Below are 13,924 nucleotides of genomic sequence, written 5' to 3' on the forward strand. Positions count from 1 at the left end.
GGACTAGTCATATTTTCTCCTATCACAGTGCCAGCGAGCTTTCCCCTATCTACCCAATGACATCCCCTAACTGGAAGATCGGTAAATACATTGCTATCACCAAAACGCCAACAATACCGCCAATAATCAACATCAAAAGTGGCTCCAACATTTGAGTGAGATTATCAGCCAAATCTTGTGTTTGTTGCTGATGCCAATCTGCCAGCTTATCTAGCAGTACATCCAGAGCGCCTGACTCCTCGCCTACTCGCACCAGTTGTTGGCACAGTGGGGGAAATAAATGGTATTGATCAAGAGCGGTATATAGAGGGGAACCTTGATTTATCTGCCTTTGAATATGTTGTAGTGCTTGCCGATAGGTCTCGTTACTGGCGGAAAGAAGTGCTGCATCTAATCCTGCTGTTAGTGGTAATCCTGCATGTTGAGTGATAGCCAATGTTTGAAAAATTTGGCTAAGGCAACTGCCACGAACTAATGCCGAGACTAATGGAATACGTAATAAAATTTTTTGCTCCCATATTTGCCAGCGGGCCTTATGTTGTCGTGCATAAAAATATCCGGTGCTGAGTGATATCAGTATGACGGCGATACCTAGCCCATAATCTGTAAGGCGTGTTGACATCCAAAGAAGCGAGGCAGTAAGCGTGGGCAGTGGCGTATCAAATGATTGATAGATCTGTGCAAATTCAGGTAGCACCATTACCAACATTAACACACTGACAACTAACGCGATAATGCAGACAAACACGGGATACTTTAGTGCTTTGATCACTTTTTTTTGTAATTTTTGTTGCCGTTCCTGATGCTCGACCAACTGAATACAGCACTGCTCAAGATTCCCGGTTAACTCCCCCATAGCAATTACTGGGGGATATAATCGCGGAAAAATACGTGGGTAATGTGTCATTGCTTCGGATAATGATTGGCCCTGTGAAACCTGTTGGCTGATTTCCTGTAATAAGCATCGCCATGGAAGAGCATCCATCTCTTTTGCTAATAACTGCAAGCTATGGACTAGAGGCAAACCCGCTTGTAGTAGCGTAGCTAACTGGCGAGTAACAGTAACTAAACGCTCTCCTCGCCAATAGCTTACAGATAGCCGCTTACCGCTTTTAATCCCCAGAGGTTGCAATCCATGACGAAACATATATTCGTAGACAATGTTTCTCTCTGTCGCCAGTAGCGCGCCTGTTTGTAATTGGCCAGAAGTTCCAATTGCTCTCCAATAAAATAAGCGCTGCTGGTTCACGATGTTACCTCAGCATCAACTTCAACTAAGAGCCCCACAACACGGTTAATTTCCTCGAGAGTCGTGACTCCACGTTCGACCAACACCAGACCTGCGGAGAGTAATGTTTTTTGGCCCTGCTCCCGCGCAATTTGTGTAAGTTCACGAGGGCTGACATTATTGAGTAAGGCTTGTTGTATTTGCGGAGTGATATTTAACATCTCGTAAACTCCGGTTCGGCCATAATAGCCCGCACAGCAGTGCTCGCAGCCCCGAGCTTGATAGTGTTGTAATGGGGCGGTATGTGTCTCTGCTGGGGGCTGAAAAAGGTGAGGAGATACTTGTCGGCAGTGTATGCAGAGCTTACGGACGAGGCGCTGGGCGATGACTAAGCTCAGGCTCGAGGCAATGAGGTGACGCTCTATTCCCATTTGAGTCAGGCGTATCAGTGTCTCCGCCGTTGAATTGGTATGCAGTGTTGAGAGCACCAGATGCCCTGTCAGCGCTGCTTTAACGGCTATTTCTGCGGTTTCATTGTCACGAATCTCACCGAGCATAACCACATCCGGATCCTGACGTAGCATCGCACGTAATACCTGAGAGAAATCCAGCCCAATCTTACTATTGGTCTGGGTTTGATTTATACCATCAAGCTGGATCTCGGTGGGATCTTCAACGCTACAGATGTTTCTTTGCGGCTGATTAAGGTGCCCTAGGCTGCAATACAGTGTCACGGTCTTGCCACTGCCAGTAGGTCCGGTTACCAGTATCAGACCTTGTGGAGCTGATAAAGCTCGCGTTAATTGTTGGACGCCGACTTTTGGTAACCCGAGATTTTCCAATGTCGACTGCTGCTGCATATTAAGGATACGCAGCACCACTTTTTCACCATACTGTACAGGAAGGGTCGCTATCCTCATTGAGTAGCGAGTGCCATTTAGTTGCAGACTTAACTGACCATCTTGCGGCAGCCGTTTTTCTGCGATATTCAATTTCGCCATCACCTTCAGATAGCTGCTGATTCGACTGGCTAACTCAGGTGTGGGTGGTGGGGATTCATGTAATACACCGTCAATTCTTAAACGGATACGATAGCGATGTTGATAAGGTTCAAAATGGATGTCTGATGCGCGTTTTTGAATCGCTAGCCTGAGTGTTTGCGTGATAAATTGGGTCACGGGTATATCACTTTCTTTATCAAGCAAGGTTTCATTCTGGTCCTGTAATGACAGGTTTGATGAGCTGGCTCCCTGCCGCTCGCCTATTTGTTGGGATGTACTTTGATTGTGAGTCGTGGAGTCGATTCCCTTGCTTCGTTGTTCTTTGCTGGATGGAGCCAGATTCAACGATTGCTCAATCTTAGCTTCCGGCCAATACTCCACTCTGATTTTTCGGCCACAAGTAAAACGCAGTGCAGTTAATAACTCATCATTTACTGGGCCAGATGAAGCGATGAAGAGGTTCTTTCCATCGAGTCTTAGAGCGATTGCTCTATGACGGCGACAGAGTGCGTGCAATTCGTCACTGATTACCTCTCGTGAGGATGTCATATATTTAGTCATTTGATTTTAGCCCCATCCTTGAACTGGAATGTGTTTTTACAACTATCAGCAAGGCTGACATTTGTTGTGGTACAGGTTCTCGACCAGACTATATTTCCACTGCTACTTATTGTTGGTGACATGACTAGAGTCAGATCGGCGAGTGTCTGTTGACCTGTAAGTGTAATCACACCTTTATCAATGGCTGTTGCATTGACATAACGCGAGGACTGCCCTGTGGGTATTCCGTTATTACCCGCATTGCAGCCATCAAGCTTGGTATGTTCTAGTGCGCAAAGTTCTACTGCCATCTTGTAGGGGACGATACTCTGTAACATATCGGTGAGCGCTGCTTTTTGGAGGTAACGTTGATAGGAAGGGATACCAATACCGCTGAGAACTGCGATTATCGCGATCACTACCATCAATTCAATTAATGTAAAACCTTGTTGATGTTGATGTTGATGTTGATGTTGATGTTGATGTTGATGTTGATGTTGATGTTGATTAGCCATTTACCACTCTCCATGTGTTTGAGAAAACGAGGCAAGAGTGCAGATTTTCAATTCAGGAGAAAAGGGGCATTACATCGATTTGCGAAGCTTACTGTCGGATATTTAGGTTGTTGCAATGGATTCACAGATAACTTCGGCGGCGTTCGCAAAACAGAATTAGCGTCTGTTAATAGCGGTGAACCTGCGAAAATAATTTGATATACCTTTGTTGTTCCACTTTGTAGGTGTGCTGGCGTATTCGTTATTCGGCCCATCCTTGGGCCTCGCCTCTACGGGGGTAGGATTTACTGGAAACGCATAGAAAGGTCTAGGGCCGTAATGTGTTTGGTTAAGGCGCCGACTGAAATGAAGTCAATGCCTGTTTCGGCATAGCTCCGTAGTGTTTCCAGCGTCACGTTGCCGGAAACTTCCAGTTGCGCGCTTTCCTGAGTTTTGGCGAGCTCATCACGTATCTGAACGGCATCACGCATCATTGGAATGGTAAAATTATCTAACATAATGATATCTGCACCGGCTTCCAGTGCTTGTTGCAGCTCATCAAGGGATTCAACTTCAACCTCGACAGGGACATCGGAATGTATCCAAAACGCCTTCGCCACTGCTTCTTTGATCGAACCAGCGGCAATAATGTGGTTTTCTTTAATAAGAAAAGCATCAGACAAACCGAGTCGGTGGTTATTGCCGCCGCCACAGAGAACGGCATACTTCAAAGCAGTACGTAGGCCCGGCAATGTTTTTCGGGTATCAAGTAGCTGTGTATGCAATCCTGAGAGTACCGCCACATAGCGGCTTACTTCAGTCGCGACACCCGATAACGTTTGCAGGAAGTTGAGTGCGGTGCGTTCACCAGTGAGCAAGATACGGGCAGGGCCTGCCAGATGACAAAGCGTCTGATTCGCCGTTAGCTTGTCGCCATCATTAACGAGCCACTCAACTGATACTTGAGCACCAAGTTGAATGAACACTTCATTCAACCAGCGCTGGCCACAAAAAATACCCGGCTCGCGAGTAATGACTGTGGCGCTAGCCTGTCTATCTGCTGGGAGTAATTGTGCAGTGAGATCGCGGTCTGCATTGACCTCACCACCGAGATCTTCACTCAAAGCTTGAGCGACAGTTGAAGGGATATCACGTTGAATTCGTTCCAATAGCTCGGCACGGCGGCTGTCAGCGTTATAGCTGCGGGTCGGCATAGAAAACTCCGAAATGGCGGATGGATAGTGGTCCAAACATGCTACTCTGTTGCTGGTCGAAGTGCCATAAAAGAGCTGGCAGAAGTGTACTATTCGGGGGCTTAGGTAAGCTATGCAGTTAGAAAGTGACTGGCAGTTAGAAAATGGCTGGATTTCAGGGGTTAAACGGGTTGTCTCTCCCCACTTTGATCAGCGCCCAGAAGGTGAAGCGCCTTCGCTGCTGGTGATTCACAATATCAGTTTGCCTCCCGGTGAATTTGGTGGCCCGTATATCGATCAACTATTTACTGGCACACTTAATGCCGATGAACATCCCTATTTTGTTGATATTGTTCACCTGCGAGTTTCGGCCCATTGCCTGATTCGCCGTGATGGTGAAGTTATCCAATATGTTCCGTTTGATAAACGTGCGTGGCACGCCGGAGTATCAACTTTTGCCGGGCGTGAGCGGTGTAACGATTTTTCTATTGGAATCGAGCTGGAAGGGACGGATGTGCTACCGTTTACGCCCGCACAATATCACAGCCTACATAAGATAAGTGCGCTGCTATTTGCTCATTATCCGATCACTGCTGATCGGGTGACTGGCCACAGTGATATTGCGCCAGAACGTAAAACAGACCCAGGCCCTGCGTTTGATTGGGCCATGTACCAGCAGGGTTTAGCAAAGTTATCACCATAATAGTGATGTTGGTAACTGAATATTAGCCAAGGGTTGAGTGTCAAGGGGGCATTGTTTTACTGCCTCAACTGATATTGTTGTTTATGAATGCCGGGAGGCATATGCCCTGCTTAGGGTGGTTAAATGTAAAGGGAGAGTAAGAGCTAATGACACTGTTTACGTTGTTGCTGGTGCTGGCGTGGGAGCGCTTATTTAAACTGGGCGAACATTGGCAGTTAGATCACCGTCTTGAAGTTGTATTTGCCCGTTTACGCCACTTTTCGTTAGTACAAACTATTTTGCTGGCCGCAGTGTGGATGGTGCTGGTATGGCTGATTTTACAGTTAGTGCAAAATATGTTGTTCGGTTTCCCTGCGTTACTTATCTGGATATTGATTTGCCTGCTATGTATTGGTGCAGGTGGCATTCGTAAACATTATCGTGCGTACTTAAAAGCTGCGCGGCAAGGTGATGTACATGCCACAGATAAAATGGCCGAGGAGTTAGCGCTAATCCATGGTTTACCCGTGGAGAGTGGTGAGAAAGCCAGATTGCAATCCTTGCAAAATGCACTTTTGTGGATAAATTTCCGCTATTATTTGGCCCCGATTTTCTGGTTTGTAGCCTGTGTTAACTATGGTCCTGTGGCGTTAGCGGGTTACGCGATGTTACGTGGCTACCAAACTTGGCTGGCGCGGCATCATACCCCTTTACAGCGCTCTCAATCGGGGATTGATCGCATTCTACATTGGCTGGATTGGATACCCGTGCGATTAGTGGGTGCTGCCTATGCATTGTTGGGCCATGGCGAAAGAGCATTACCTGCCTGGTTTGCTTCGCTGGGTGATTTCCACTCTCAGCAATACCAAGTGCTGACTAGGCTTGCGCAGTATTCTCTGGCTCGGGAGCCCCACTTAGATCCCGTGCAGACGCCAAGAGCGGCTGTCTCATTGGCACGAAAAGTGACGCTGGCGATGATTGTAGTAGTGGCTTTGCTGACGATATATGGAGCCTTGGTTTAGCGAGCAGGGCTGGTCATGAGTGATCAGCCCTTTTGATATGGTTTTCTGTTGTGAATTATTCTTATTTTTCTTACTAATAAAGAAAATACATTGCTTAGTGTAGCTTCTGTTCAAGGTAGCACCACGACTGATGCTAATGGAGAAACCTGTATTGAGTCGGCGAGTACCAAAACAGAAGTGGCTAAAGTGATAGCGAGAGTCGGCGGCAAGACATAGATAGCATTACTCTCAATACCATAATTGCTGATGCTTACGGCAATCCGATTAAAAATGAATGAACGGGCCAGCACTGGAGGCTGGCCCGTTAGAGGTGTTATCGTCAGATTCTGAGGATAATCAGTGACTTTCTGCTACTAAGCTGTTACCCGCTGACCCCGATTTTTCAGGACGTAACTGACCGCCAGTAGCAGTAACCACGCTGGAATCAATAGCACGGAAATCTGAATGCCTGGTGTCAAATACATGATGACCAGAATGCCACTCAGGAAGAGTAAGCACAGGTAGTTGCTGAACGGATACCAGAATGCTTTGAACTGCGGAATGACGCCCTGACGGTTTTTAGCCGCACGGAATTTAAGATGTGCGAGGCTAATCATCGCCCAGTTGATGACCAGTGCGGAGACCACCAGTGCCATCAATAATTCAAAAGCACGGCCCGGTATTAAGTAGTTAATCAGCACACAGAAGGCGGTGGCAAATGCTGAGACGGCGATGGCAATTACCGGTACACCGCGACCATCGACTTTCAACAGTATTTTCGGGCCATTGCCCTGTTTTGCCAGGCCGAACAACATGCGGCTGTTGCAGTAAACACAACTGTTGTAGACCGACAGTGCCGCCGTCAGTACCACAATATTCAATACCGTGGCGACCACATTACTGTTCAATGCATGGAAGATCAGCACAAACGGGCTGCCGCCTTCGACCACTTTGCCCCACGGGTAGAGAGAGAGCAAAATAGCCAAAGAACCGATATAGAACAATAGGATACGGTAGATAACCTGATTGGTGGCTTTCGGGATGCTTTTAGCTGGGTTTTCAGCTTCTGCGGCGGTAATGCCCACTAATTCAAGGCCACCGAAGGAGAACATAATAACCGCCATGGCCATCACCAAGCCCATGATGCCATTGGGGAAGAATCCCCCTTGCGCCCACAAGTTGGTCACTGTGGCTTCCGGGCCGCCTTGCCCGCTCAGTAATAGCCATCCACCGAACAGAATCATGGCGATGATGGCGACCACTTTAATAATGGCGAACCAGAACTCCATCTCACCATAGACTTTGACGTTTGCCAGATTGATGGCATTGATGGCAAGAAAGAAGACCGCGGCAGAGACCCAGGTTGGGATCTCCGGCCACCAGTATTGCACGTAGATACCGACCGCAGTCAGTTCGGCCATTGCCACTAACACGTACAGCACCCAGTAGTTCCAACCGGAAGCAAAACCGGCGAAATTACCCCAATATTTATACGCAAAGTGGCTGAACGAACCGGCGACCGGCTCCTCAACCACCATTTCACCTAACTGGCGCATAATCAGAAACGCGATAAAACCGCCGATTGCATACCCCAGTAAAACTGAAGGCCCCGCCATTTTTATGGTTTGCGCGATACCCAGAAATAGTCCAGTACCAATTGCGCCACCTAAGGCAATTAGCTGAATGTGGCGGTTTTTAAGCCCCCGCTTTAGCTCCGCACCTTCCTGCTGAACACTCATTATTGCATCCTCTGTCGTTGTCACTTTTAGCCGGCAAACCCGAGCCTTATGCTATGCGTAATATTTTGATTACATTATCTGTATTGTTTTGTTTACGGTGGCTTTGCATGGAGTTTTCTTGTTTGGCTACCGTTTAACAGAGAATAGTGGTAGGCGGGAATTATTGCACCTGCTTTTTATTTTAACCGGTGAATATTTGGTCAAAAATGCAAATAAAATTGTGATGCCTGATCAAGCTGTTGTTTGGCGAAAAAGCAGTAATGGGTAGTTTTAGTACGAAAACTCATCAGTTGGCCATTTCTACCATGGTCAAACCTGTGTCCAGGTCAGAGAAAAGAGAAGGACACATTTTCCTGTGTATTGATTGAATGCTTATTCATAACTTAAGAATATAAACTCATAAATAAAATAACTATAACGCTTCAGCTTGCCTAAATACCCGTTTCATAAAAGTTAAAACTCATTGATGTCAGGTAATGGTATTACCAACGGTGCGTTATCACTTTGCGTCACTTTATTAGTGGAGTTGTTAAAATGTGCTGGGTTTCATGATTTTGGTCAAGGTCCGTATGGACAGGTGGTGAATACTTTGTTACTTTATCGTCACGTTTTTTGAATTGGTATTACCAATTGACTCCGCGCTATTTGCAGAGACGATTCACTCAATACGGCTTACAGCGCGACTCATAAAATATGGCCTACAACAAAATCCGTCAGCCCAAATTATCAGATGTCATTGAGCAACAGCTTGAGTACCTGATTTTGGAAGGGACGCTACGCCCGGGTGAGAAATTACCGCCAGAGCGTGAGTTGGCGAAGCAATTTGATGTTTCCCGACCTTCGTTGCGAGAAGCAATCCAGCGTCTGGAAGCTAAAGGTCTGCTGCTGCGCCGTCAGGGTGGTGGTACTTTCGTGCAAACCAATCTGTGGCAAAGCTTTAGCGATCCGTTGGCTGAACTGCTGGCCGACCATCCCGAATCACAATTCGATCTATTAGAAACCCGTCATGCCCTCGAAGGTGTTGCTGCCTATTACGCAGCCCTGCGCGGTACTGATGAAGACCTGCAACGTATCCGTGAGTGCCATACTGTTATTCAGCAAGCCCAAGACAGCGGTGATTTAGATGCTGAGGCCGATGCTGTTATGCAGTATCAAGTGGCTGTCACAGAGGCGGCACATAATGTGGTTTTACTGCATTTGTTGCGCTGCATGGGGCCGATGCTCGAACAAAATGTTAAACAAAACTTCGAATTGCTTTACTCGCGCCGCGAAATGCTGGCAACGGTGAGCAGTCACCGCGCCGGGATTTTTGAGGCGATTGTGGCACGCGAGCCAGAGAAAGCCCGCGAAGCTTCACACCGTCACTTGGCGTTTATTGAGGAAATTCTGTTGGATCTTAGTCGGGAGCACAGTCGCCGTGAGCGATCTTTGCGTCGGCTCCAACAGCGCAAGGACTAGAAACGATTCATTTAGGTTGCGCCTCTGCAAAACCTCAATAATTCGTTTTGGATTCTCATTTGAGAATCATTAGCGGCAACTAAACTGATGGGCCTATCTTCCGGTGTTTTCACCAGGGCACGTGCTTTAGCCTGGGGTTAAAGCACAGGAAGATAGGCTCCAAATAAACCATTAGAAACAGATAAGGAATACCACCATGTCAGAACGTTTAAATAATGACGTGGATCCGATCGAAACTCGCGACTGGCTACAGGCGATTGAATCGGTTATCCGTGAAGAGGGTGTTGAGCGTGCTCAGTATCTGATTGATCAGGTTTTGGGCGAAGCCCGTAAAGGTGGTGTGAGTGTTGCAGCAGGTTCAGCCAGCCGTGATTACATCAACACGATCCCAGTAGAAGACGAACCGGCTTACCCTGGCAACCTGGAGTTGGAGCGTAGTATTCGCTCTGCTATCCGTTGGAATGCCGTGATGACGGTGTTGCGCGCGTCGAAGAAAGATCTGGATTTGGGCGGCCACATGGCATCCTTCCAATCTTCCGCGACCTTCTACGAGGTTTGCTTCAACCACTTCTTCCGCGCTCGTACCCAAAAAGATGGCGGCGATCTGGTTTACTTCCAAGGTCACATCTCTCCGGGCGTCTATGCTCGTGCTTTCCTTGAAGGCCGCTTGACTGAAGATCAGATGAACAACTTCCGTCAGGAAGTTCACGGTAAAGGTCTCTCTTCTTACCCGCACCCGAAACTGATGCCTGAATTCTGGCAGTTCCCGACAGTATCAATGGGTCTTGGCCCGATCAGTGCCATCTATCAAGCTAAGTTCCTGAAATATCTCTCTCACCGTGGTCTGAAAGACACTTCAGCACAGACCGTGTACGCCTTCTTGGGCGACGGCGAGATGGATGAGCCAGAATCCAAAGGTGCGATCACCATCGCCACCCGTGAAAAACTGGATAACCTGGTCTTCGTTATCAACTGTAACTTGCAGCGCCTTGATGGCCCAGTTACCGGTAACGGCAAAATCATTAATGAGCTGGAAGGCATCTTCAGCGGTGCTGGCTGGCAAGTTCTGAAAGTGATTTGGGGTGGTCGTTGGGATGAGCTGCTGCGTAAAGATACCAGCGGTAAACTGATCCAACTGATGAACGAAACCCTGGATGGTGACTACCAGACCTTCAAATCCAAAGACGGCGCTTATGTGCGCGAACACTTCTTTGGCCGTTTCCCAGAAACTGCTGCATTAGTGAAAGACATGAGCGACGACGAGATCTGGTCTCTGAACCGTGGCGGTCATGATCCTAAGAAAGTCTTTGCGGCACTGAAAAAAGCACAAGATACCACTGGCAAACCAACGGTTATCCTGGCCCACACCATTAAAGGTTACGGCATGGGCGAAACCGCTGAAGGCAAAAATATTGCCCATCAGGTGAAGAAAATGAACATGGAAGGGGTTCACCACTTCCGCGATCGTTTCAATGTGCCAGTGGCTGATGCTGATATCGAAAAACTGCCCTACATCACTTTCGATAAAGAGTCAGAAGAGTACAAATATCTGCACGAACGTCGTCAGGCGCTGGAAGGCTATGTGCCAACCCGTATGCCTAAGTTCACCGAGAAGCTGGAAATCCCTGCATTGTCAGATTTCAGCTCCTTGCTGGAAGAGCAGAATAAAGAGATCTCTACCACTATCGCCTTCGTGCGCGTGCTGAACGTGATGCTGAAGAACAAGTCGATCAAAGATCGCATCGTTCCAATCATCGCCGATGAAGCCCGTACCTTCGGTATGGAAGGTCTGTTCCGTCAGATTGGTATTTACAGCCCGAATGGTCAGCAGTACACCCCGCAAGACCGTGAACAGGTTGCTTACTACAAAGAGGACGAAAAAGGCCAGATCCTGCAAGAGGGGATCAACGAACTGGGTGCGGCCTCTTCATGGCTGGCGGCTGCGACTTCATACAGCACCAACGATCTGCCAATGATCCCGTTCTACATCTACTACTCCATGTTCGGTTTCCAACGTATTGGCGATCTGTGCTGGGCGGCAGGTGACCAACAGGCGCGTGGCTTCCTGGTCGGCGGCACTTCAGGTCGTACCACCCTGAACGGCGAAGGTCTGCAACACGAAGATGGTCACAGCCATATTCAGTCGCTGACTATCCCGAACTGCATCTCTTACGATCCCGCTTATGCTTACGAAGTGGCAGTCATCATGCATGACGGTCTGGAGCGTATGTACGGTGAAGCGCAGGAAAACGTTTATTACTACCTGACCACGCTGAACGAAAACTACCACATGCCAGCCATGCCGCAGGGCGCAGAAGAGGGTATCCGTAAAGGTATCTACAAACTGGAAACTGTTGCAGGTAGCAAAGGCAAAGTGCAGCTGATGAGTTCTGGTGCCATTTTGCGCCACGTTCGTGAAGCCGCGCAGATTCTGGCTAACGACTACGGCGTAGGTTCTGACGTTTACAGCGTAACTTCATTCACTGAACTGGCCCGTGACGGTCAGGATTGTGAGCGTTGGAACATGCTGCACCCATCAGAAACTCCACGTGTTCCTTACGTGGCTCAGGTGATGAACGATGCTCCAGCCGTTGCTTCTACCGATTACATGAAGCTGTTCGCTGAACAAATTCGTAACTTTATTCCTGCCAGCGAGTTCCGTGTTCTGGGTACCGATGGTTTCGGCCGCTCTGACAGCCGTGAGAATCTGCGTCACCACTTTGAAGTTGATGCTTCTTACGTTGTGGTTGCCGCGCTGGGTGAATTGGCTAAACGTGGTGACATCGACACCAGCGTAGTTGCACAAGCAATTACTAAGTTTGGTATCGACGCCGATAAAGTTAACCCGCGTCTGGCATAAGAGGTAAAGAATAATGTCTATCGAAATCAATGTACCGGACATCGGTGCGGATGAAGTTGAAGTCACCGAAATCATGGTGAAAGTTGGCGATACCGTTGAAGCGGAACAATCGCTGATCACTGTTGAAGGTGACAAAGCTTCTATGGAAGTCCCATCACCGCAGGCAGGTGTGGTTAAAGAGATCAAAATTGCGGTTGGCGACACTGTTGCTACCGGCAAACTGATGATGATCTTCGAAGCAACAGGGGCCGCTGCGGCTCCTGCTAAAGCAGAAGAACCTGCGGCGGCACCTGCTCCGGCAGCAGCGCCTGCGGCATCAGCGGCTAAGAACGTTGAAGTGCCCGATATCGGTGACGACGAAGTTGAAGTGACCGAAGTGATGGTGAAAGTCGGCGATAAAGTTGAAGCTGAACAATCCCTGATCACCGTTGAAGGCGATAAAGCTTCGATGGAAGTGCCTGCACCTTTCGCCGGTATCGTGAAAGAGATCAAAATCAGCACCGGCGACAAAGTGAAAACCGGCTCTCCTATCATGGTATTCGAAGTGGAAGGCGCAGCACCTGCGGCAACTGCGGCTCCAGCACCGCAAGCAGCGGCACCGGTTGCAGCACCAGCGGCGGCTCCAGCAGCAGCTCCAACTGCTCCCGCCGCGAGCAAAGGCGAATTTACCGAGAATGATGCTTACGTGCATGCCACTCCGGTTATCCGTCGCCTGGCCCGTGAGTTCGGCGTCAACCTGGCGAAAGTCAAAGGCAGTGGTCGTAAAGGCCGTATCCTGCGCGAAGACGTTCAGGCTTACGTGAAAGATGCGGTGAAACGCGCTGAATCTGCTCCGGCAGTCTCCGGCGGCGGCTTACCAGGCATGCTGCCTTGGCCGAAAGTCGATTTCAGCAAGTTTGGTGAAATCGAAGAGGTCGAATTGGGCCGTATCCAGAAAATCTCTGGTGCGAACCTGAGCCGTAACTGGGTCATGATCCCACATGTGACACAGTTCGATGAAGCGGATATCACTGAAGTTGAAGCCTTCCGTAAGCAACAGAACATCGAAGCTGAGAAGAAAAGACAAGATCTGAAAATCACCCCGCTGGTGTTCCTGATGAAGGCGGCTGCTAAGGCATTGGAAGAGTTCCCGCGCTTTAACAGCTCCATTTCCGAAGATGGTCAAAAGCTGACCCTGAAGAAATACATCAATATTGGCGTGGCGGTTGATACCCCTAACGGCTTGGTTGTTCCGGTATTCCGTGACGTGAACAAAAAAGGTATTGTCGAGTTGTCTCGCGAGCTAACTGTTATTTCGAAGAAAGCGCGTGATGGCAAACTGACAGCATCTGATATGCAAGGCGGCTGTTTCACTATCTCCAGCCTGGGCGGTATCGGCGGTACGGCGTTTACGCCAATCGTTAATGCGCCAGAAGTGGCTATCTTGGGTGTGTCAAAATCATCCATGAAACCGGTTTGGAATGGTAAAGAGTTTGCTCCGCGTCTGATGTTGCCTCTGTCTCTCTCCTTCGACCACCGTGTGATCGATGGCGCAGCAGGTGCTCGCTTCGCAGCCTATATCGCGACCATTATGGCCGATATTCGCCGTCTGGTGATGTAATCGGTAAGGCCGGCTTTGCGCCGGCCTTGTTTTTACATAAGTCGATAAGGTTGTTGAGACACTCGTCACGTGATGCAGCTTTTCAGATTATTAACAATTCTGTAAACTGCCGCGTGTCAGTATCCCGG

Annotated in this window: 10 protein-coding genes; 5 read left to right on the top strand and 5 right to left on the bottom strand. The window is 48.6% G+C overall.

The features are described from left to right. Positions 1-49: 49 nt before the first annotated feature. The 4 genes from hofC to nadC form a co-directional block, all read right to left on the bottom strand. A complete protein-coding gene (hofC, locus tag HRK25_RS09810) occupies positions 50-1,249 on the bottom strand; it encodes a protein transport protein HofC (RefSeq protein WP_032898075.1) in 1,200 nt (399 codons plus the stop codon). After that, positions 1,246-2,790 (bottom strand): type II secretion system protein GspE, encoded by a 1,545-nt coding sequence (gene gspE / locus HRK25_RS09815; protein ID WP_032898074.1) that lies wholly within the window; start codon positions 2,788-2,790, stop codon positions 1,246-1,248. The genes hofC and gspE overlap by 4 nt, the downstream gene beginning before the upstream one ends. Then, complete coding sequence (ppdD, locus tag HRK25_RS09820; protein ID WP_244262463.1) at positions 2,787-3,194, bottom strand: prepilin peptidase-dependent pilin; 408 nt, start codon at positions 3,192-3,194, stop codon at positions 2,787-2,789. The genes gspE and ppdD overlap by 4 nt, the downstream gene beginning before the upstream one ends. Before the next feature lie 374 nt (positions 3,195-3,568). Then, positions 3,569-4,477 (bottom strand): carboxylating nicotinate-nucleotide diphosphorylase, encoded by a 909-nt coding sequence (nadC, locus tag HRK25_RS09825; protein WP_005275201.1) that lies wholly within the window; start codon positions 4,475-4,477, stop codon positions 3,569-3,571. Between the two features lie 112 nt (positions 4,478-4,589). Here nadC and ampD point away from each other — a divergent pair, with 112 nt between their 5' ends. After that, on the top strand, positions 4,590-5,159 hold the full coding sequence (gene ampD / locus HRK25_RS09830; RefSeq protein WP_005275199.1) for a 1,6-anhydro-N-acetylmuramyl-L-alanine amidase AmpD: 570 nt from the start codon (positions 4,590-4,592) through the stop codon (positions 5,157-5,159). 146 nt (positions 5,160-5,305) lie between these two features. Then, positions 5,306-6,160: a beta-lactamase regulator AmpE gene (gene ampE, locus HRK25_RS09835; RefSeq protein ID WP_005275193.1), complete on the top strand. Its 855-nt coding sequence runs from the start codon at positions 5,306-5,308 to the stop codon at positions 6,158-6,160. A 353-nt stretch (positions 6,161-6,513) separates the two neighbouring features. On the opposite strand, the gene HRK25_RS09840 is transcribed toward ampE, so the two are convergent. Further along, positions 6,514-7,878 (bottom strand): amino acid permease, encoded by a 1,365-nt coding sequence (locus tag HRK25_RS09840; RefSeq protein WP_005275187.1) that lies wholly within the window; start codon positions 7,876-7,878, stop codon positions 6,514-6,516. Between the two features lie 693 nt (positions 7,879-8,571). Here HRK25_RS09840 and pdhR point away from each other — a divergent pair. From pdhR to aceF, 3 genes are all read left to right on the top strand, one after another. Then, the gene (gene pdhR, locus HRK25_RS09845) at positions 8,572-9,336 is read left to right on the top strand and encodes a pyruvate dehydrogenase complex transcriptional repressor PdhR (protein ID WP_005275180.1); all 765 of its coding nucleotides are present in this window, start codon (positions 8,572-8,574) and stop codon (positions 9,334-9,336) included. 196 nt (positions 9,337-9,532) lie between these two features. Continuing rightward, positions 9,533-12,196 (top strand): pyruvate dehydrogenase (acetyl-transferring), homodimeric type, encoded by a 2,664-nt coding sequence (gene aceE, locus HRK25_RS09850; protein ID WP_032898073.1) that lies wholly within the window; start codon positions 9,533-9,535, stop codon positions 12,194-12,196. Between the two features lie 13 nt (positions 12,197-12,209). After that, positions 12,210-13,796, top strand: a complete 1,587-nt coding sequence (aceF, locus tag HRK25_RS09855; protein ID WP_005275177.1) for a pyruvate dehydrogenase complex dihydrolipoyllysine-residue acetyltransferase — start codon at positions 12,210-12,212, stop codon at positions 13,794-13,796. Positions 13,797-13,924 lie beyond the last annotated feature (128 nt).

Origin of the sequence: Yersinia bercovieri ATCC 43970 (genome assembly GCF_013282745.1) — a bacterium.
GTDB lineage: Bacteria > Pseudomonadota > Gammaproteobacteria > Enterobacterales > Enterobacteriaceae > Yersinia > Yersinia bercovieri.

Excerpts from the sequence above, each read along its gene's own strand:
- ampE (WP_005275193.1), top strand. The coding sequence starts at position 5,306 with ATGACACTGTTTACGTTGTTGCTGGTGCTGGCGTGGGAGCGCTTATTT.
- ppdD (WP_244262463.1), bottom strand. The coding sequence starts at position 3,194 with ATGGTAGTGATCGCGATAATCGCAGTTCTCAGCGGTATTGGTATCCCT.
- aceE (WP_032898073.1), top strand. The coding sequence starts at position 9,533 with ATGTCAGAACGTTTAAATAATGACGTGGATCCGATCGAAACTCGCGAC.
- HRK25_RS09840 (WP_005275187.1), bottom strand. The coding sequence starts at position 7,878 with ATGAGTGTTCAGCAGGAAGGTGCGGAGCTAAAGCGGGGGCTTAAAAAC.
- ampD (WP_005275199.1), top strand. The coding sequence starts at position 4,590 with ATGCAGTTAGAAAGTGACTGGCAGTTAGAAAATGGCTGGATTTCAGGG.
- pdhR (WP_005275180.1), top strand. The coding sequence starts at position 8,572 with ATGGCCTACAACAAAATCCGTCAGCCCAAATTATCAGATGTCATTGAG.
- aceF (WP_005275177.1), top strand. The coding sequence starts at position 12,210 with ATGTCTATCGAAATCAATGTACCGGACATCGGTGCGGATGAAGTTGAA.
- gspE (WP_032898074.1), bottom strand. The coding sequence starts at position 2,790 with ATGACTAAATATATGACATCCTCACGAGAGGTAATCAGTGACGAATTG.
- nadC (WP_005275201.1), bottom strand. The coding sequence starts at position 4,477 with ATGCCGACCCGCAGCTATAACGCTGACAGCCGCCGTGCCGAGCTATTG.